A 19,631-nucleotide genomic window follows, 5' to 3' on the forward strand; every position below is an offset into this window, starting at 1 on the left:
CTCAGCGGTCGTCGGTGGTGGTGACCAGTTCCGGGGTGGGTGCGGCTTCGGTGTCCGCGCCCTCCCCGATCCCGGCGTAGCGCTCCGGATGACGGGCGCGCAGCCAGAGGGCGGCCGCCGTCCCGATGGCGAGCGTCAGCGGCACGATGCCGACCAGCAGGACGTTGACCGTCGGCGACGCGGCAGTGAGCAGCTCGATGTGGTCGACCAGGAGGTAGGTGGCCGCGGCCAGCAGGACGCCGGACGCGACGCCGGCGCCGACGGCGAGCGGTGTGGCGGCGGCGCGGTTGCGGCGGACGAAGTACGCCACCGTGGCCGCGGCCGTCATCGTCTGCAGGACGAGGACGCCGACGACCCCCGGCGTGTTCACCCAGAGCAGCAGCTGTTCGTAGGGGTCGGCCCCGGCCACGGCGAACACCGCGATGACGACGACGGCGAGGGCCGTCTGCAGGAGGCCCGCCCGGTACGGCGAGCCGAACCGCGGGTGCACCGCCCCGACCCAGCGGGGCAGCACCCCGTCCCGGGAGAGCGCGAACGCGTAGCGGTTGATCGCGTTGTGGAAGGCGATCTGCGAGGCGTACACGCTGCTGACGACGAGCAGGTGCATCAGCGTGCTGGCCCACGGCCCCACGTAGGCCTCGATGACGGTGAAGAACATGCCGGCGAGGTCCCCCTCGGCGGCGGCCACCGCCCGGTCGCTGCCGAACGCCTGGACCACCGACCAGACGATGGAGCAGTAGAAGACCGCCATGAAGCCGACGGCGAGGTAGGTGGCCCGCGGGACGGTGCGCTCGGGGTCCCGGGCCTCCTTGCGGTACAGCACCGTGGACTCGAAGCCCATGAAGGCCGCGAAGCTGAAGGCCAGGACGCCGGCCATGCCGGGGCTGAACACCGCGTCGGCCGTGAAGGAGGCCGCGTCCAGCCCGGAGGCGCCACCGTCCGCGAGGACGCCGACGGCCATGAGCAGCAGGATGCCGGTCTCCAGGACGAGGAGGACGCCGAGCACCTTGGCACCCACGTCGATGCCCAGCCAGCCCACGAGCAGGACCAGGCCGACGGCTCCGAGGGCGACGAGCGGCCACGGGACCGTCACCCCGAAGACGTCGGCCAGGGTCGCCTGCGCCTGGACGGCGAACAGGCCGTACACCCCGATCATCAGCGCGTTGTAGGACATCAGCGCGAGGAGCGCGGCAGCCAGCCCCCACGTCCGGCCCAGCCCCTTCGCGATGTAGGCGTAGAAGGCGCCGGCGCTGCCCACGTGCCTGGTCATGCGGGTGAAGGCGACCGCGAAGACCGTGAGCACCACGCCCGACGCCAGGTAGGCGACCGGGGCGCCGACGCCGCCGACCAGGATGGCGAGCGGCGCCACGCCGGCCATGACGGTCAGCGGGGCGGCCGCGGCGACCACCATGAAGACGAGGCTGCCGGTGCCCAGGACACCGCGCTTGAGGTGGCCGTCGCCATCGTGCGCGACGGGGGCGGGGGGAGAGGAGGAGGCGGGCACGGCGGTCCTTCCCGGGCCGGAGGCTCTTAACCGAATGGCGTTCGGTTAAGATGGTGGCCCGCTTCACAGTTGTCAAGCGGCCCGTGCCGACCCGTGCGCGGGGGCGGGGGAGGAGGAGGGGTACGTGGTGCAGCGGCGGAGGCGGCTGCTGGACGTCGAGACGATCCTCGACGCGGCGCTGGCCTGCATCGACGAGCGGGGACGGTTGACGATGGCCGACCTCGCCGCGCGGCTCGGCGCGAGCGCGTCGTCGATCTACCACCACGTGAGTGGCCGGCCGGAGATCGTCGAGCTGCTGCGGGAGCGGCTGGTGGCCCGCCTCGAGCTGCCACGGCTCGACCGGTCGGAGTGGGGGAGTCAGGTGGCGGCGTACATGCGCTCCTACCGGGAGGCGCTCGCCGAGCACCCGAACCTGATCCCGCTGCTCAGCGAGCAGACGATGACCGCCGGCTCGGTCCTGCTCGGCTACGACCGCGTGGCCGCCGTCCTGGGGGCCGCCGGCTTCCCCGAGGACCAGGTCATGCTGTGGGTGAGCGTGCTGGACAGCTACGCGCTCGGCGCGGCGCTCGACCTCGCGGCGCCCGACGAGGTCTGGCGCGCCGGCGGCGGCGACACCCCGGCCCTGGAGGCCGCGCTGCGTGCGGCGCCGCAGGGGCGGGCGCGGGCCGACGCGGCGTTCGAGCTGGGCCTGGAGGCGCTGCTCGCCGGGATGCGCAGCCGGCTCCCGGTCGGCCCGGTCTGAGCGCGGGTCCTCGCAGCACCCTCCCGCCATCGTGGACGTGCGGTGTCACCCGACGGAATGGGTGAGCATCCCGAGGACACGCACGCGAAACAGTCGTGCGGCATGCTGCTCGCGCTCGGATCCGTGCACCACGGCGATGCCGGAGTGTCGATCGGACCCGGGTCGGGTGTACAGGGCGGCCTCTTCCGCGATCCGCGGCGAGCTGGCTGGCTGTCGCGTGTGAGGCGCGGCACACCCGCCGGCTGAGGACAGGCCGCTACAGCGGCGCGAGGAAGGAGGACCGCATGGCGGTCGAACAGGGCACCGGGCATCTGCCCGAGGCCGACCTGCGGGCCAAGGGGCTGGCGGGCAACTCGGTGGGCCTGCTCGCCAGCGTGGTGCTCGGCGTCTCGAGCATCGCGCCGGTGTACGCGCTGACGGCCACCCTCGGGCCCACGGTGACCGAGGTCGGCCTGCAGATGCCGGCCATCTTCCTGGCCGGCTTCCTGCCGATGCTGCTGGTCGCCTACGCCTACCGGGAACTCAACCGGGTGGCGCCGGACTGCGGGACGTCGTTCACCTGGACCACCAAGGCGTTCAACCCCTACGTCGGCTGGCTGTGCGGCTGGGGCGCGCTGCTGGCCACGGTGATCGTGCTGTCGAACCTCGCCGGCGTGGCGGTGTCCTTCTTCTACCTGCTGCTCGGTGAGCTCACCGGCTCGGAGTCGGTGGCGACGCTGGGTGACAGCACGGTCGTCAACGCCCTCACCTGCGTGGCGTTCGTCGCCGTCGCGACCTGGATCACCTACCGGGGCGTGGAGGCCACCAAGCGGGTGCAGTACGTGCTGGTCGGCTTCCAGATGGCCGTGCTCGCGGTGTTCGCCGTCCTGGCGCTGGTCAAGGCGGGCTCCGCGCCGGGCGCCATCCCCTTCGACGCCTCCTGGCTGGACCCGACGGCCGTCACCAGCTTCAGCGCCTTCACCGCCGGGCTGTCCCTGTCGCTGTTCATCTACTGGGGCTGGGACACCTGCCTGACGGTCAACGAGGAGACCGCCGGGAGCGCCCGCACGCCGGGTCGGGCCGCGCTGCTGACCATGCTGGTGATCATCGTGACGTACGTCGGCGTGGCGATCGCCGTGCAGATGTACGCCGGCATCGGCACCGAGGGCACGGGCCTCGGCAACCCCGACACCGGGGACAACGTCTTCGCCGCGCTGGCCGGCCCGGTCATGGGCCCGGGCCTGGCTTTCCTGCTCTTCCTCGCCGTCGTCGCGAGCTCGGCGTCGTCCCTGCAGACGACGTTCCTGCCGACCACCCGGACCATGCTGGCGATGGGCACCTACGGGGCCCTGCCCCAGCGGCTGGCGGAGGTGCACCCGCGCTTCAAGGTGCCGTCGACCGCCACCCTGGTCGCCGGGGCCGCCACGGCCGCGTTCTACGTGGGCATGACGATCATCAGCGAGAACGTGCTCATCGACACGATCTACGCGCTGGGCCTGATGATCTGCTTCTACTACGGCCTGACCGCCTACGCCTGCGTCTGGTACTTCCGGCACGAGCTGCGCCGCAGCGCCCGCGACCTGGTGTTCAAGGGCGTCCTCCCGTTGCTGGGCGCGCTGATGCTGACCGCGGTGTTCGTGCAGACGGCGGTCGACACCCTCGACCCCGCCTACGGCAGCGGCTCCTCGGTGTTCGGCATCGGCAGCGTCTTCGTCGTCGGGATCGGGCTGCTGCTGCTCGGCGTGGTCCTCATGCTCGTCTGGCGCGCTCGGCACCCGGAGTTCTTCCGCGGCGAGACCCTGAAGGTCGACACCCCGTCGCTCGTGTTCGACGAGTGACGCCGGACCGGCCCGAGTAGCAGCGCGGCCCGCCTCCCCGAGGGGAGGCGGGCCGCGCCGTTCGTGCGGGAGGGGTCAGCGCTCGCCGGCGCCGACCACCTCGGGCTGCTGCTGGGGCTGCGGCCGGGCGGCGGGCCGCTCCAGCGCGGCGCCCTCGACGTCGAGGGTGGGCAGCCAGCGCAGCCAGCGCGGCAGCCACCACGCCCGGGCGCCGAGCAGGGCCAGCGCCGCGGGGACGAGCACCATGCGGACGACGAAGGCGTCGAAGGCGATGCCGGCGGCCAGCGCGAAGGCGATCGACTTGATGGTCGCGTCCCCGGAGGGCACGAAGCCGGCGAACACCGAGAACATGATCAGCGCGGCCGCGACGACGACAGGGGCGGCCTGGCGGAACCCGGTGCGGACGGCCTCCAGGGGCGCGGCGCCATGGCTGTGCGCCTCGTGCATCCGGGACACCAGGAAGATCTGGTAGTCCATCGCCAGCCCGAACAGGATGCCGATGACCAGGATCGGCGTGAGGCTGATCAGCGGGCCGGTGCCCTCGAGGTTGACCAGGTCGGCCAGCCAGCCCCACTGGAACACCGCGACCGTGGCGCCGAGCGCCGCCCCGACGGTGAGCACGAAGCCGAGCACGCCGACCAGCGGCACCAGCAGCGAGCGGAAGACCAGCACGAGCAGCACCAGGGCCAGGCCCACGACCAGCGCCAGGTAGACCGGCAGGGCGGCGTCCAGGCTGGCGGCGACGTCCACGCTGACCGCGGTGGCTCCGGTGACCGAGGCCTGCGCGCCGTCGACGTCGGCCAGCAGGTCGCGCAGGTCGGTGACGAGCTGCTCGGTGGCCGGGTCGGTCGGGCCGGACTGCGGGATCACGCTCACCAGCGCGGCGGTGCCGTCGGCGTTCGGCACCGGCGGGGTCACGATCGCGACGTCGTCCAGCCCCGGGATCTCACCGGCGGCCGTGGTCGCCGCCTGCACCGCGCCGTCGCCCTCGAAGAGCACGGTGAGCGGGCCGTTGACGCCGGCCCCGAAGCCGTCGGCGAGCAGCTGCTCGGCCCGGGCCTGGGTGCTGTCCTCCGGCGGGGTCTGCACCAGCGTGGTCTGCATCGAGAAGAACGGGACGGCGACGGTCCCGAGCGCGACGACCGTCAGCAGCAGGGCGACCAGGCGGTGGCGGGTGACCGCGGTGACCCAGCCGGCGAGGAAGCCCTGGCTCGCCGCGTGGTGCGTCGGCGCGGTGGCGCGCTGCCGCTTGGGCAGCGCGCGCAGCCCGAGGAAGCCCAGCGCGGCGGGGACCAGGGTGAGCGCGACGAGGACCGCGACGACGATCGTCGCGGCCGCGGCGAGGCCCATCTGGGTGAGGAACGGGATGCCGGCGACGAACAGCCCGGTCAGCGCGATGACGACGGTGAGCCCGGCGGTGACGACCGCGGAGCCCGCGGTGCCGACGGCCGTGGCGACCGCGGTGCCGACGTCGGCACCGCGCCGCAGCTCCTGCCGGAACCGGCTGACGATGAACAGCGCGTAGTCGATGCCGACGGCCAGGCCGAGCATCGCGGCCAGGATCGGGGTGGTCGACGACAGGTCGGTGAAGCCGGTGGCGACGGTGATGCCGAGGACGCCGATGCCGACGCCGACGAGCGCGGTCAGCAGGTTCAGGCCAGCGACGACCAGCGAGCCGTAGGTGACGGCGAGGACGACGAGCGCGACGACGACACCGATCACCTCGGCGGGACCGCCGACGTGCGGCGGCGCCTGGATCGCCTGGCCGGTGACCTCGACGGTGAGCGCGCCGTCCCCGGCGTCCGCGACGGCCGCGGTCAGCGCGTCCTGCTGCTCGGGGGTGACCTCGCCGACCGGCGCCTCGTAGGTGACGGTGCTGTAGCCGGTGGTCAGCTCCGGGTTGACCGAGGGGGCGGCCGGGTCCAGCGGGTTGCTGGCCGACGCGACGCCGGGCAGCTCGCCCAGCTCGGCGACCAGCGCGCCCACGGCCGCGGCGCTCCCCGGGGTGGTCAGCGTCCGGCCGTCCGGTGCGACGACCACCACCTGGGCGGTCGCGCCGCCCGCGGCGCCGAACTCCTCGCTGATGCGCTCCAGCGCGGTCGTCGACTCCTGGCCGGGGATGGAGAAGCTGTCCGACGTCTCACCTGCCAGGGTCACCGCCCCCACGCCTCCGCCGACGAGCACGAGCAGCCACACGAGGACGACGGCCACGCGGTGCCGGTGCGAGAACGCACCGAGCCGGGACAACACAAGAGCCATGCGGGATCAGGCCTCCACCTGGTCGGGATGGGAAGGAGCGGCGTCCGGACGGCGGTGGCCGAGCGCGTCGAAGCAGGTGGCGACGATGTGCTGCCGCCACGCGGTGGTCCGGTCCTGGGCGTGCGCGGCCAGGGTCAGGACGGCCAGCGCGGCGAGCGCGCCGATGACCCGGACGAGCCGCGGCGGCTCGGTGCTCTCGGGGTCGACGCCGAAGGCGTGCAGCACCGGGCCGGTCACGGCCGGGTGCGGCTCGGCGTCGAGGTCGGTCACCGGCGCGAGCAGCAGCGCGACCAGCCCGGGGTGGGCCAGCGCGACGTCGACCAGGACCTCCAGCACGTGCCGGTCGCGCGCCGGACCGAGGGGCAGGTCGCCCACCTGGTCGAGCACCCGCCGGCCCAGCGTGCCGGCCTGGGCGAGCACCGCCTCGTGCAGCGCGTCCTTGCTCGGGTAGTGGTGCAGCAGCCCGGTCTTGGACAGACCGACGGCGTCCGCGACGTCCTGCACCGAGGTCTTGGCGAACCCGCGCCGGGCGAAGAGGGCAGCGGCCCGGTCGAGGATGCCCTCGTCGACCTGCTGCCGGAACGGTCGTGCCACGGGGAGGACGGTACGTCGTCACCGACCATTCTGGTCGGTCCGCAGACCAGTCTGGTCGGTCTGCTTGGTCACACCCGGCTGTGCGCCGCTCAGCCGGTGCGGGTCAGCGACGGGACGAGGGCGGGCAGCGACTCGTAGCCGCGCAGGACGACAGTGCGGCGACGGCGGCCGGGACCGGCGGCAGCGAGGCCGGGGAACCGCTGGAACAGCGCCCGCAGCGCCACCTCGCCCTCCATCCGGGCCAGCGCGGCGCCGAGGCAGTAGTGGATGCCGCTGGAGAAGGCGACGTGGTCACGGGCGTTGGCGCGGGTGACGTCGAAGGCGTGCGGGTCGGCGAACACCCGCGGGTCCCGGTTGGCCCCGGCGAGCAGGCACAGCACCAGCTCGCCCTCGGCGATCGGCACCCCGTGCACCGTGGTGTCGCGCTTGGCCCGCCGTCCGGTCCGCTGCACCGGGGACTCGACGCGGAGGACCTCGTCGATGGCGTTGGGCCACAGCGACGGGTCCGCGGCCAGCAGCCGCCGCTGGTCGGGGTGGGCGAACAGCAGCGCGGCGCCGTTGGCGACCAGGTTGACCGTCGTCTCGAACCCGGCGCCGAAGACGAGGGCGGCCGTGGCCAGCAGCTCGTGCTCGGTGAGCCCGCTGCCGTCGTCGTCGGCGGTGCCCACCAGCGTGGAGAGCAGGTCCTCGCCGGGGGAGCGGCGCAGGTGGCGCAGGTGCTCGCGGAACCAGGCGTCGAGCTCGCCGAGGTTGCGCTCGACGCTGCGGTGGGTGCGCAGGTCCACACCCATGTCCAGGCTCGGGGTGGCGCCGTCGCCCCAGGCCAGGAACTGCTCGCGCATCGCCACCGGGACGCCGAGCACCTCGGAGATCACCGTGACCGGCAGCAGGCTCGCGTAGCGGGCGACCAGGTCGACCCGGCCGCCGTTCGCGACGGCCCGGCGCTCGAGGTCGTCGAGCAGCTCGTCGGCGATGGCCTCGGTGCGGTCGCGCAGCCGGGCGACGGCCCGGGCGCTGAAGGCCCGGGTGACCAGCCGGCGGTAGCGGGTGTGCTCCGGCGGGTCGACGGCGAGCATCGACGGCGCGTCGATCGGGCCGACGCTCGGCCGCGGGCCGGCCAGCCGCAGCGCCGCGGCCAGCACGGGCGGCAGGCCCTCGGTGCGGGACCCGCCGATCTGACCGAAGTCGTCGCTGCGCAGGACGTCGGTGCAGACGTCGTGGTGGACGCTGACCCGCGCGAAGGCGCCGCCGGTGAGGGGTGCCGCGGTCCGCAGCCGCTCGTAGTGGGCGTAGGGGTCCTCGCGGACCCCCGGGTCGACGAGCACCTCGGCGTCCGGGTTGCCCGCCCGCGCGCGGGCCCGGATCGCCAGCCGCATCGCCCCGTGCGTCGCGGCCCAGCGGACCGTACTGCGCACCACCACGTGTCGCCTCCCCGTCCCGGCCAGGTCATCATCCTGCGTGACGGGGTTCACGCTCCCCAGGCCGTCCCGCACCGATCCTCCGTCCCGGAGGTGCAGAGTGCACCGCTGGGAGCCGTGGACACGCCGGGAGGGCCCCGGGAACGGCTCAGAGGGGTGCCGCGCCACCGGGGGTGTTCTGAGAGGCTCGTCGCGCCGTCCCGACCCTGGAGGGGTGCTGTGTTCACCAAGGTACTGGTCGCGAACCGAGGCGAGATCGCGGTGCGGGCGTTCCGCGCGGCCTACGAGCTGGGCGCCCAGACGGTCGCCGTCTTCCCGTGGGAGGACCGCAACTCGGTGCACCGGCTCAAGGCCGACGAGAGCTACCAGATCGGCGAGGAGGGGCACCCGGTCCGGGCCTACCTCTCGGTCGACGAGATCGTCGGCGCCGCCCGGCGGGCGGGGGCGGACGCGGTCTACCCCGGCTACGGCTTCCTGTCGGAGAACCCCGAGCTGGCCGAGGCGTGCGCGCAGGCGGGCATCACCTTCGTCGGCCCGCCGGCGTCGGTGCTGGAGCTGACCGGCAACAAGGCCCGGGCGATCGCCGCCGCCCGCGACGCCGGGCTGCCGGTCCTCGCCTCGACCGAGCCCAGCGCCGACCTCGACGCCCTGCTGGCCGCCGCCGAGCAGCTGCCGTTCCCGGTGTTCGTCAAGGCCGTCGCCGGCGGCGGCGGGCGCGGCATGCGCCGGGTGGAGGACCCGGCCGAGCTGGCCGGGGCCGTGCAGGCGGCGATGCGCGAGGCCGAGTCGGCCTTCGGTGACCCGACGGTCTTCCTCGAGCAGGCCGTGGTCGACCCGCGGCACATCGAGGTGCAGATCCTCGCCGACGCCCACGGCGGCGTCGTCCACCTCTTCGAGCGCGACTGCTCGGTGCAGCGCCGCCACCAGAAGGTCGTCGAGCTGGCGCCGGCGCCGAACCTGGACCCCGCGCTGCGCGAGCGGATCTGCGCCGACGCGGTCGCCTTCGCCCGGGCCATCGGCTACGTCAACGCGGGCACGGTCGAGTTCCTGCTCGACGCCGAGGGCCGGCACGTCTTCATCGAGATGAACCCGCGCATCCAGGTCGAGCACACGGTCACCGAGGAGGTCACCGACGTCGACCTCGTGCAGAGCCAGCTGCGGATCGCCTCGGGCGAGACCCTCGCCGACCTGGGCCTGTCGCAGGACACCATCGCGCTGCGGGGCGCGGCGCTGCAGTGCCGGATCACCACCGAGGACCCGGCCAACGGCTTCCGCCCGGACACCGGCCGGATCACCGCCTACCGCTCCCCGGGCGGGGCCGGGATCCGCCTGGACGGCGGCTCGTCGCTGGGCGCGGAGGTCGGCGCGCACTTCGACTCGATGCTGGTGAAGCTCACCTGCCGCGGCCGGGACTTCGGCACCGCGGTCGCCCGGGCCCGCCGCGCGGTGGCCGAGTTCCGCATCCGCGGGGTGGCCACCAACATCCCGTTCCTGCAGGCGCTGCTCGACGACCCGGACTTCGCCGCCGGACGGGTGACGACGTCGTTCATCGAGCAGCGGCCGCACCTGCTCACCGCGCGCAGCTCGGCCGACCGGGGCACCAGGCTGCTCACCTACCTGGCCGACGTCACCGTGAACCAGCCGCACGGGGAGCGCCCGCACCTGGTGGACCCGGTGCAGAAGCTGCCGCGGGTGGACCTGCGCACGCCGCCGCCGGACGGCTCCCGGCAGCGGCTGCTGGCGCTCGGACCCGAGCGGTTCGCCGCGGAGCTGCGGGGGCAGACCGCGCTGGCGGTCACCGACACCACCTTCCGCGACGCCCACCAGTCGCTGCTGGCCACCCGGGTGCGCACCAAGGACCTGCTCGCCGCCGCCGGGCACGTCGCCCGCACCGTCCCGCAGCTGCTGAGCCTGGAGTGCTGGGGCGGGGCGACCTACGACGTCGCGCTGCGCTTCCTGCACGAGGACCCGTGGGACCGGCTGGCCGCGCTGCGCGAGGCGGTGCCGAACGTCTGCCTGCAGATGCTGCTGCGCGGGCGCAACACCGTGGGCTACACGCCCTACCCCGAGGCGGTCACCGACACCTTCGTCCGCGAGGCGGCGGCCACCGGCCTCGACGTCTTCCGGGTCTTCGACGCGCTCAACGACGTCTCCCAGATGCGCCCGGCCATCGACGCCGTCCGCGAGACGGGGACGGCGGTCGCCGAGGTGGCGCTGTGCTACACCGGCGACCTCTCCGACCCCGGCGAGACGCTCTACACGCTCGACTACTACCTGCGCCTGGCCGAGCAGATCGTCGAGGCCGGCGCGCACGTGCTCGCCATCAAGGACATGGCCGGGCTGCTCCGCCCGCCGGCGGCCGCCCGGCTGGTGACGGCGCTGCGCGAGCGCTTCGACCTGCCGGTGCACCTGCACACCCACGACACCGCCGGCGGCCAGCTGGCCACCCTGCTGGCCGCGTGGTCGGCCGGGGTGGACGCCGTGGACGGCGCGGTCGCCTCCATGGCCGGGACGACGAGCCAGCCGCCGCTGTCGGCGATCGTCGCGGCGACCGACGCCACCGAGCGCGCCACCGGTCTGGACCTCGCCGCGGTCAACGACCTGGAGCCCTACTGGGAGGCGGTGCGCCGGGTCTACGCGCCGTTCGAGTCGGGCCTGGCCGCACCCACGGGGCGGGTCTACCGGCACGAGATCCCCGGCGGGCAGCTGTCCAACCTGCGCCAGCAGGCGATCGCCCTGGGGCTGGGGCAGCGGTTCGAGGAGGTCGAGGACGCCTACGCCGCCGCCGACCGGCTGCTGGGCCGGCTGGTCAAGGTCACGCCGTCGTCCAAGGTGGTCGGCGACCTGGCGCTGCAGCTGGTCGGCTCCGGCGTCAGCGTCGAGGACTTCGCCGCCGAACCGGGCAAGTTCGACCTGCCCGACTCGGTGATCGGCTTCCTGCGCGGTGAGCTGGGGGACCCGCCCGGCGGCTGGCCCGAGCCGTTCCGCAGCCGGGCGCTGGAGGGCCGCCGTCCCGCCGAACCGCCGGCCGAGCTGTCGGCCGACGACGAGCGCGGGCTGGCCGAGGCGCCACGGGAGACGCTCAACCGGCTGCTCTTCCCGGCGCCCACCCGCGAGTTCGAGGCCCACGCGGAGCAGTACGGCGACGTCTCCGTGCTGCCCACCAAGGAGTTCCTGTACGGCCTGCGGCCCGGCGACGAGCACGCCGTCGACCTCGAGCCCGGCGTCACCCTGCTCATGGGCATCGAGGCGATCAGCGACCCCGACGAGCGCGGCATGCGCACCGTCATGTGCACGCTCAACGGGCAGCTGCGGCCGGTCTCGGTGCGCGACCGCTCCATCGAGGCCGCGGTCAAGGCCGCCGAGAAGGCCGACCGCAGCGACCCCGGCCAGGTCGCCGCACCGTTCGCCGGCGTGGTCACCCTCCAGGTCGGCGAGGGTGACACCGTGGAGGCCGGGCAGCCGATCGCCACCATCGAGGCGATGAAGATGGAGGCCTCGATCACCGCACCGGTCGCCGGCACCGTCAAGCGGCTCGCCATCGGCGACGTGCAGCAGGTGGAGGGCGGTGACCTGCTCGTCGTCCTCTCGTGAGGTCAGCGGCCGGCCGGCTCCCAGCCGGCCGGCCGCCCCTCGGCGGCGCCCGGGTCACGGGCGCCGCCGACCGGATCTGTGGACGGCGGCCACTCCCGCGCTGTTCCACGCGCGGTGGCGCTGCTGCACCAGGGCGCATGCTGCAGGATCCGCGCGGGAGCGGCCGGGGAGCATCCCTGCGATGCTCCCCGTCGATGCTCCCCGGCCGCGTCAGGCGACGATGCCCGCGGGTCGCCTTCCGCGGCCGGTCCGCTCCTCGCTCGTTCCTCGCTGCGATGCTCCCCGGCCGCGTCAGGCGACGAGGACGACGACCAGCGTGCGCGGGCCGTGCACGCCCTCGACCCGTTCCAGCTCGATGTCGCTGGTCGCCGACGGGCCGCTGACCATCGTCAACGGCGCGGTCGGGTCCAGCCGTCGCAGCGCCTCGGGCACGCCGCCCACGACCTGCCCGGCCTCCACCACGCAGACCAGGCAGTCGGGCAGCAGCGAGACCGCCCGCCGTCCGGACACCGGACCACCGTCGAGCACCAGCGTGCCGGTCTCCGCGATCGCCACGGCCACCCCGGTCAGCGTCGCGGCGAACGCCGCCAGCTCGACGGCGGGGCGGCCGTCGTCCTCGGTGGCGCCGTCCGGCCGCCACTCGGCCGGCACCCCGGGGGCCACGACGACCGAGCCTGCGTCCCAGCCGGGCCCCAGCCCCGCGTCGAGCGCGGCGGCGACGGTGGCCCCCACCTCGTCCGGGCCGCAGCGCAGCACCGAGGCCTTGTAGTCCTCGAGCCGGTCGACGAGGACCTCGCGCAGCTGCTCGGCCGGGCGCTCGTCGGCGGCGCGGTAGTCGCGCGGGACCACCACCTCCGGCCGGTGCTCGCCCAGCGCGGTGCGGATCCGGCCGAGCACCTCCTCGCGCGCGCTGGTCACGACCGCCCCCCGTGCTCCCGCGCCCAGGCCTGGGTGAAGGTCTCCCGCGGCGGGGTGGGGAGGTCGCGACTGCGGGTCCAGCCCGAGGCCGGTGGTGGCAGCACGGGTGGCAGCGTCGGCCTCCCGCGGGCGAGCAGCCGGCCGAGACCGGCGGCCCGCTGGGTCAGCCGCCACAGCCGCGGGTGCGACATCGCCGTGGACAGCGCCTTGAAGGCGGCCGCCTCGGGGGTCGTCTTCTCCTGCGCCTCGACGTGCTCGGCGCGCAGGTGCACCAGGATCGAGGGGATGTCGATCGCCACCGGGCAGGCGTCGTAGCAGGCACCGCACAGCGACGAGGCGTACGGCAGCGAGGCGTTGTCCTCGACCCCGGTCAGCTGCGGGGACAGGACGGCGCCGATCGGGCCCGGGTAGACCGAGCCGTAGGAGTGCCCGCCGGTGCGCTCGTACACCGGGCAGACGTTGAGGCAGGCCGAGCAGCGGATGCAGTGCAGCGCCTCGCGGCCCACCTCGTCGGCGAGCACCGCCGTCCGCCCGTTGTCGAGCAGCACCAGGTGGAACTCCTGCGGGCCGTCGCCGGGGGTCACGCCGGTCCACGTGGAGGTGTAGGGGTTCATCCGCTCGCCGGTGGAGGAGCGGGGGAGCAGCTGCAGGAACACCTCGAGGTCGCGCCAGGTCGGCACCAGCTTCTCGATGCCCATGACGGTGATCAGCGTCTGCGGCAGCGTGAGGCACATCCGCCCGTTGCCCTCGCTCTCGACGACGGCGAGGGTGCCGGTCTCGGCGACGGCGAAGTTGGCGCCGCTGATCGCCACCTTCGCCCGCAGGAACCGCTCCCGCAGGTGCGTGCGCGCGGCCATGGCCAGCCGGCGCGGCTCGTCGGGGAGGTCGCGGTCGGCGCCCTCGCCCTGGAACTGCGGCATGGTGCGCAGGAAGATTTCGCGGATCTCGGCGCGGTTCTTGTGGATCGCCGGCACCAGGATGTGGCTGGGCGCGTCGTCCCCGAGCTGCACGATCAGCTCGGCGAGGTCGGTCTCGTGCGCGGTGATGCCGGCGGCCTCGAGCGCCTCGTTGAGGCCGATCTCCTGGGTGGCCATCGACTTGACCTTGACGACCTCGTCAGTGCCGGTGGCCTGCACCAGCCGGGTGACGATCGCGTTGGCCTCCTCGGCGTCGCGCGCCCAGTGCACCGTGCCGCCGCGGGCGGTCACCTGGCGCTCCAGCTCGACCAGGTGCTCGTCGAGACGCGCCATGGTGGCGGTCTTCAGCGCCTTGCCGGCCTGCCGCAGCTGCTCCCAGTCGGGCACCTCGCCGACGACCCGGGCCCGCTTGGCGCGGATCGTGCTGGTCGCGTGACCGAGGTTGGCGCGCAGCTGGCCGTCGCGCAGCGCGTCGCGGGCGGCGTCCGGGAAGGGCCGGTCGCCGCGCAGGTGACCGACCCCGCGGGGGGCGGTGGGCAGGCCGAGGAACGTCGTCCCGGACCGGGGCGCGCCGGGGGCCAGCGGCGTGGGGTCGGTGCGCTCGGGAGCGGTGGTCATGCCGGCACCGCCGGCCGGGTGGTCTGGTGCGGGCTCACGGCGTCCTCCGTCGAGGCCAGGATCTCGGCCAGGTGCACGGTGCGCGTCCCCGACCGCAGCCGGGAGAGCCCACCGCCGATGTGCATGAGGCAGGAGGCGTCACCGGCGGTGCACACCTCAGCGTGGGTGGACAGGACGTTGGCCATCTTGTCGGTCAGCATCGCCGTCGACGTGTCGGAGTTCTTGATCGAGAAGGTGCCGCCGAAGCCGCAGCACTGCTCGGCGCCGGGCAGCTCGACCAGCTCCAGCCCGCGCACCGCGCGCAGCAGCTGCAGCGGCCGGTCGCCGACCCGCAGCAGCCGCAGCGAGTGGCAGGTCGGGTGGTAGGTGACCCGGTGCGGGTAGTAGGCGCCGACGTCGGTCACCCCGAGGACGTCGACGAGGAACTGGGAGAGCTCGTAGGTGCGCTCGGCCAGGGCCTCGGCCTCGGCGGCCAGCTCGTCCTCGCCGGCCCGCCGCAGCACCATGGCCTGCTGGTGGTGGATCGAGGCCACGCACGACCCGGACGGCGACACGATCGCCTCCGCGCCGGCGAAGGCGCGCACGTGGTTGGCCACGATCGGCACCGCCTCGCGCCGGTAGCCGGTGTTGACGTGCATCTGCCCGCAGCAAGCCTGACCGGCCGGGACGACGACCTCGTGGCCCAGCCGCTCCAGCAGCCTGGCCGTGGCCATCGCGACCTGCGGCGCCACCGTGTCCACCAGACACGTGGCGAACAGCGCCACCCTCATGCCGCTCCCTCCCGTCGGCCGCGTCGTCGCGGCCGGACCCTGATCGACTCCCGGACGACCGGGCCGGGGCGAGCCATCAGCCGCTCGCCCCGTGCCCTCCTGGGACTCTGCCAGGAACGACCTCCCGGCGCGGCGGCGCGGTCGATGCCGTTCCGGATGGGAGCGCGGGACGGGGGCCCGGTCGCGGCGGGTCAGGTGCGGTCGCGCCGGCGTTCGATCGCCTCGAGCACCGTCCTGCGGCCCTCGCCCAGCTCGCGCTCGGCCCGCTCGGCGCGGTCGAGCTGGGAGTCGCCGCTCATCGCCGACACCCGCTTGCGCGCCTCGGCGGCGTCGACGTCGAGCAGCTCGGCGGCCTTCCGGGCCTCCTCGGCCGCGTCGGTGTCGGCCACGTGCTGCTCGTCGCCCTCCCGCTTCCGCCGGTCGGTGGCCGCCTCCTCGTCGTCGGTGAGCAGCTGCCAGGCGGCGTCGGGCAGGTAGCGCCGGGTCCCGTCGGCACCGCGGGCGCGGTCGCCGCCGTCCGCGGTGCGCCACTCCTGGTCGGTCCACTCCCGCAGGTGCTCCTGCGACTCCGTGCGCTCGCCCTCGTGCCGGTAGCCGCCGCCGTGCGCCTCGTACTCGTGCGTGAGCAGCTGGCTCTTGCGGGCGCTCCACTGCCCGGGCCGCCCGCCGCGGTCGCCCGCCTTGATCTGCTCCTTGAGCCGCGCGCGCAGCTCCGGGTCCGTGTAGTCCGCCGCGTAGTCCTCCGCCGACTTCCCGCTCATGGCCGCCCGGGTACCCACGGTGTAGCCGCTCCACCCACGCCGGTCGGGACGCTCGGCCGGCCGGCTTCCCCGCCGGCGCGGGCAGCCTGTGCCCAGCGGCGCGGGCTGACGCCCTTCCAGCGCCGGAAGGCGTGCACGAAACTCGAGGCCTCCGAGTAGCCGATGCGCTCGGCGACCTGCTCGATGCTCAGGCCCGCGGTCACCAGCAGCTCCTCCGCGAGGTACTCGCGGGTCTGCTCCACGACGGCGCGGAAACTCGTCCCCTCCTCGTCGAGGTGCCGGCGCAGCGTCCGCACGCTCATGTGCAGCGCGGCGGCGACCTGTTGCTGGCCGGGCATCCGCCGCGGGTCCCGCAGCAGCAGGTCGCGCACCCGGCCGCTCGTGCCGCGGCGTGACTGGCGGCGCTCGAGCAGGTCGCGGCACTGCGCCTCGCACAGGGCGGCGGTCAGCGGAGCCGCCTGGGGGAGGGGGTGGTCGAGCAGTCCGGCGTCGAAGGTCAGGACCGAGCGGGGTGCTGCGAAGTCGGGCCGCACGCCGAAGGCCGCCTCGTACGGCCCCGGGTCCGCGGGCGCGGGCAGCCGCAGCGCCACGCGCAGCGGCACGACCACCTCCCCGAGCCTCTCGCGCCAGAGCTGCAGGGCCGCGGTGGTGTCGCGCAGCAGCACGAACCGCCGCACCGGCTCGGGCAGTTCCAGGTCGTCGAAGAACAGCGCGAGCTCGCCGTCGCCCTCGTGCGCGCTGATGCGCGTCAGGGCGTAGGTGAGGTCGAGGAAGCGCATGGCCACCTCGTTGCTCTCCCGGATGGTGCGGCTCGTGAGGAGGGCGAAGCCCCAGATCCCGTAGGTGGTCAGCCGGTAGCGCGCGCCGGCCGTCAGACCGATCGTCTCGGGCAGCTCGTCGGTGAGCGTGGCGATGAGGCGCACCTCCTGCGCGGCGGTGATCTCCGCGGCGGGGTCGCTGAGCGCCGCCTCGTCCATCCCGGTGCCGGCGAGCACCCGTGCGGGCGGCAGACCGTGCTCGGCCGCGAGCGCGCACAGCAGCGCCGCACTGCCCGTCCCGCGGGCGGCGGCGTCGATGGGGTTGGCCGGATCGAACAACTCGTGGCCGATTGTGCCATGGCTCACACCGGGGTCGGTTCCTACCGTCCGAGTGGTGCAGGTCACGCAGAGAGTGGAGGTCCGGGCATGACGCTGACCGAACGAGCGGTGGAGACCGAGCAGGGGAGCGAGCACGTCGACGTGCTCATCGTCGGTGCGGGGATCTCCGGGATCGGCGCCGCGCACCACCTGAGGGAACGGTTCCCCGACCGGTCCTTCGTCGTCCTCGACGCGCTGGAGGCCCGCGGCGGCACCTGGTGGACCCACCGCTACCCCGGCGCCCGCTCGGACAGCGACCTGTTCACCTTCGGTTACCGGTTCAAGCCGTGGCGCGGGCCCTCGATCGCGACCTCCGAGGAGATCCTCTCCTACCTCGACGAGGTCATCGAGGAGGACGACCTCGGCGGCGTGATCCGTCACCGGCACCGGGTCACCGCTGCGAGCTGGTCCACCGAGGACCGGCGCTGGACGGTGCAGGTCACCCGCGAGGACACCGGGGAGCACCTGCGGTTCACCACCGACTTCCTGTGGATGTGCCAGGGCTACTACGACCACTCCGGCCCCCACCGCCCGCAGTGGGAGGGGATGGACCGGTTCCGCGGCGTGGTCGTGCACCCCCAGCAGTGGCCCGACGACCTGGACCACGCCGGCAAGCGCGTCGTCGTCATCGGCTCCGGCGCGACGGCGGCGACCCTCGTCCCGGCCATGGCGCAGACCGCAGCACACGTGACGATGCTCCAGCGCTCGCCGACGTTCTTCTTCGCCCGCCCCAGGACCCACGAGCTGGCGGAGACGCTGCGGGCCCTGGACGTCCCCGACGAGTGGACGCACGAGATCCTCCGGCGCGCCTACATCGCCGAGAGCGACGAGATCACCCGGATGTCCTTCGAGTCCCCGGACGAGCTGCGGGCGTTCCTCGTCGAGTCGATGCGCCCGCTGCTCCCCGAGGGGTTCGACATCGACAAGCACTTCAACCCCCGCTACCGCCCGTGGCAGCAGCGCCTGGCCGTCGTCCCCGACGGGGACCTGTTCACGGCACTGCGCGAGGGCACGGCCTCGGTGGTCACCGACACCATCGAGACGTTCACCGAGACCGGGATCCGGCTGACCTCTGGGGAGGAGCTCGAGGCGGACGTCGTCGTCACCGCCACCGGTTTCGACCTCAGCCTCTTCGGTGGGGTCGCGTTCACCGTCGACGGCGAGCCGGTCGACTTCACCGAACGCGTGACCTGGCGCGGCATCATGATCAGCGGCGTGCCGAACATGGCCTACGTGTTCGGCTACTTCCGCAACAGCTGGACGCTGCGCGCCGACCTGGTCAGCGAGTTCGTGTGCCGGCTGCTGGCGCACGTGCAGGAGCAGGGCGCCACCGTCGTCGTCCCCACCCTGCGCCCCGAGGACGCGGACATGCCGTTGCGGTCGTGGGCCGACCCGGAGAACTTCAACCCGGGCTACGTCATGCGCTCGATGCACCTCATGTTCAAGCAGGGTGACCGCGAGCCGTGGACCCACCTGCTCGAGTACGCGGAGGAGCGGACGGCGCTGCCCGCGGCCGACCTCGACGACAAGTCGCTCCAGTACAGCTGAGACGCCCCACCTGATCCACCGGCGGACGCCCGCACGTCCCGCCGTCCCATCCCTCCCAGAGTCAGGAGACCTCCGTGCCGGTCGACCCGCACATCGCAGCGATGCTCACCATGATGGACGAGGCGGGCATGCCGCCCATGTACGAGGGGAGCCCCGAGGCGGGGCGCGCCCTGTACCTGCAGCTCACCCACGGCGCCCGGACCCCCGAGCAGCTCGTCCCCGTGGCGAGCACCGAGGACCGCACCGTCCCCGGCGCCGAGGGCGACCTGCGGGCGCGGGTCTACCGACCCGAGGGCGAGGGCAGCTTCCCGACCGTCGTCTTCTTCCACGGCGGCGGCTGGGTGATCGGCGACCTGGACACCCACGACAACATGGCCCGCACCGTCTGCCGCGGTGCCCGGGCGGTCGTTCTCGCGGTCGACTACCGGCTGGCGCCCGAGCACCCGTTCCCCGCCGCGGCCGAGGACGCCGTGGCCGCGGCCCGCTGGGTGGCCCAGCACCTCGGCGAGCTCGGCGGGGACGACCGGCTCGCGGTCGCCGGCGACAGTGCCGGCGGCAACCTCGCCGCCGTCGTGGCCCAGCAGCTGACCGCCGACGGCACCCCGCTGGTCGGGCAGTTCCTCGTCTACCCGGCGGTCGACGCCGAGGGCGAGTACCCCTCCCGCGTGGAGAACGCCAAGGGCTACTTCCTCGAGAAGGACACCATGGACTGGTTCTACGGCCACTACGCCGGGGCCTGGGAGGACGCGAAGGACGCCCGGTTGTCCCCGCTGCACGGCGCCGACCTGAGCGCCCTGCCCCCGGCGGTCATCGTCACGGCGGAGTACGACCCGCTGCGCGACGAGGGCGAGGCCTACGGGGCAGCGCTGCAGGCCGCCGGTGTCCGCGCCGACGTGCACCGCTACGACGGCATGATCCACGGCTTCTTCGACATGGGCCCGGTCTCGCCGGCCGCGCAGGCCGCCATCGACGAGAGCTGCGCGCGCTTCGGGGGGCTGCTCCGGGGCTGAGGAACCCGAGGTCCGGCCGCGCCCG

14 protein-coding genes are annotated in these 19,631 nt (G+C 74.1%); 5 read left to right on the plus strand and 9 right to left on the minus strand.

Annotated features, from left to right (window positions below; translation table 11 throughout):
* Position 1: 1 nt before the first annotated feature.
* Positions 2-1,504 carry an APC family permease gene (locus BLS21_RS16100; RefSeq protein ID WP_217636159.1) on the minus strand — a complete coding sequence of 501 codons (1,503 nt, stop codon included), beginning with the start codon at positions 1,502-1,504 and terminating at the stop codon, positions 2-4.
* Positions 1,505-1,628: 124 nt separating this feature from the next.
* Here BLS21_RS16100 and BLS21_RS16105 point away from each other — a divergent pair, with 124 nt between their 5' ends.
* Together BLS21_RS16105 and BLS21_RS16110 are read left to right on the plus strand one after the other, a co-directional pair.
* The gene (locus BLS21_RS16105) at positions 1,629-2,246 is read left to right on the plus strand and encodes a TetR/AcrR family transcriptional regulator (RefSeq protein WP_091220621.1); all 618 of its coding nucleotides are present in this window, start codon (positions 1,629-1,631) and stop codon (positions 2,244-2,246) included.
* 284 nt (positions 2,247-2,530) lie between these two features.
* A complete protein-coding gene (locus tag BLS21_RS16110; RefSeq protein ID WP_091220624.1) occupies positions 2,531-4,063 on the plus strand; it encodes an APC family permease in 1,533 nt (510 codons plus the stop codon).
* 75 nt (positions 4,064-4,138) lie between these two features.
* Here the strand turns inward: BLS21_RS16110 and BLS21_RS16115 are convergent, their stop codons facing one another.
* The 3 genes from BLS21_RS16115 to BLS21_RS16125 all read right to left on the minus strand — a co-directional run bounded on the left by BLS21_RS16115 (position 4,139) and on the right by BLS21_RS16125 (position 8,337).
* Complete coding sequence (locus BLS21_RS16115) at positions 4,139-6,322, minus strand: MMPL family transporter (RefSeq protein WP_091220625.1); 2,184 nt, start codon at positions 6,320-6,322, stop codon at positions 4,139-4,141.
* 6 nt (positions 6,323-6,328) lie between these two features.
* The gene (locus BLS21_RS16120) at positions 6,329-6,916 is read right to left on the minus strand and encodes a TetR/AcrR family transcriptional regulator (RefSeq protein WP_091220628.1); all 588 of its coding nucleotides are present in this window, start codon (positions 6,914-6,916) and stop codon (positions 6,329-6,331) included.
* A gap of 89 nt (positions 6,917-7,005) precedes the next feature.
* Positions 7,006-8,337, minus strand: a complete 1,332-nt coding sequence (locus BLS21_RS16125; protein ID WP_245700477.1) for a cytochrome P450 — start codon at positions 8,335-8,337, stop codon at positions 7,006-7,008.
* Between the two features lie 216 nt (positions 8,338-8,553).
* Between BLS21_RS16125 and BLS21_RS16130 the strand changes: the two genes are divergently transcribed.
* Positions 8,554-11,928: a pyruvate carboxylase gene (locus BLS21_RS16130; RefSeq protein WP_091220631.1), complete on the plus strand. Its 3,375-nt coding sequence runs from the start codon at positions 8,554-8,556 to the stop codon at positions 11,926-11,928.
* 291 nt (positions 11,929-12,219) lie between these two features.
* Here BLS21_RS16130 and BLS21_RS16135 read toward each other — a convergent pair whose 3' ends face one another.
* The 5 genes from BLS21_RS16135 to BLS21_RS16155 all read right to left on the minus strand — a co-directional run bounded on the left by BLS21_RS16135 (position 12,220) and on the right by BLS21_RS16155 (position 17,036).
* On the minus strand, positions 12,220-12,846 hold the full coding sequence (locus BLS21_RS16135; RefSeq protein ID WP_091220634.1) for a LutC/YkgG family protein: 627 nt from the start codon (positions 12,844-12,846) through the stop codon (positions 12,220-12,222).
* Positions 12,843-14,381 carry a LutB/LldF family L-lactate oxidation iron-sulfur protein gene (locus tag BLS21_RS16140; RefSeq protein ID WP_217636160.1) on the minus strand — a complete coding sequence of 513 codons (1,539 nt, stop codon included), beginning with the start codon at positions 14,379-14,381 and terminating at the stop codon, positions 12,843-12,845. Before BLS21_RS16140 ends, BLS21_RS16135 begins: the two co-directional genes overlap by 4 nt.
* Entirely contained in the window at positions 14,378-15,151 is a 774-nt protein-coding gene (locus BLS21_RS16145; RefSeq protein ID WP_091220637.1) for a (Fe-S)-binding protein, read from the minus strand. The genes BLS21_RS16140 and BLS21_RS16145 overlap by 4 nt, the downstream gene beginning before the upstream one ends.
* Positions 15,152-15,342: 191 nt before the next feature.
* Entirely contained in the window at positions 15,343-15,912 is a 570-nt protein-coding gene (locus BLS21_RS16150; RefSeq protein ID WP_091220818.1) for a hypothetical protein, read from the minus strand.
* Positions 15,909-17,036 carry an AraC family transcriptional regulator gene (locus BLS21_RS16155; RefSeq protein WP_217636161.1) on the minus strand — a complete coding sequence of 376 codons (1,128 nt, stop codon included), beginning with the start codon at positions 17,034-17,036 and terminating at the stop codon, positions 15,909-15,911. The genes BLS21_RS16150 and BLS21_RS16155 overlap by 4 nt, the downstream gene beginning before the upstream one ends.
* 60 nt (positions 17,037-17,096) lie before the next feature.
* Here BLS21_RS16155 and BLS21_RS16160 point away from each other — a divergent pair, with 60 nt between their 5' ends.
* Both BLS21_RS16160 and BLS21_RS16165 read left to right on the plus strand, forming a co-directional pair.
* Positions 17,097-18,596 (plus strand): flavin-containing monooxygenase, encoded by a 1,500-nt coding sequence (locus BLS21_RS16160; RefSeq protein ID WP_091220638.1) that lies wholly within the window; start codon positions 17,097-17,099, stop codon positions 18,594-18,596.
* Positions 18,597-18,670: 74 nt separating this feature from the next.
* Complete coding sequence (locus BLS21_RS16165; RefSeq protein WP_091220641.1) at positions 18,671-19,606, plus strand: alpha/beta hydrolase; 936 nt, start codon at positions 18,671-18,673, stop codon at positions 19,604-19,606.
* Positions 19,607-19,631: the final 25 nt, after the last annotated feature.

The organism is Geodermatophilus siccatus (assembly GCF_900103785.1).
GTDB classification, from domain to species: domain Bacteria; phylum Actinomycetota; class Actinomycetes; order Mycobacteriales; family Geodermatophilaceae; genus Geodermatophilus; species Geodermatophilus siccatus.

Bases quoted from the DNA above. Each gene is read 5' to 3' on its own strand.
- BLS21_RS16110 (WP_091220624.1), top strand. From the start codon at position 2,531: ATGGCGGTCGAACAGGGCACCGGGCATCTGCCCGAGGCCGACCTGCGG.
- BLS21_RS16115 (WP_091220625.1), bottom strand. From the start codon at position 6,322: ATGGCTCTTGTGTTGTCCCGGCTCGGTGCGTTCTCGCACCGGCACCGC.
- BLS21_RS16140 (WP_217636160.1), bottom strand. From the start codon at position 14,381: ATGACCACCGCTCCCGAGCGCACCGACCCCACGCCGCTGGCCCCCGGC.
- BLS21_RS16145 (WP_091220637.1), bottom strand. From the start codon at position 15,151: ATGAGGGTGGCGCTGTTCGCCACGTGTCTGGTGGACACGGTGGCGCCG.
- BLS21_RS16150 (WP_091220818.1), bottom strand. From the start codon at position 15,912: ATGAGCGGGAAGTCGGCGGAGGACTACGCGGCGGACTACACGGACCCG.
- BLS21_RS16160 (WP_091220638.1), top strand. From the start codon at position 17,097: ATGACGCTGACCGAACGAGCGGTGGAGACCGAGCAGGGGAGCGAGCAC.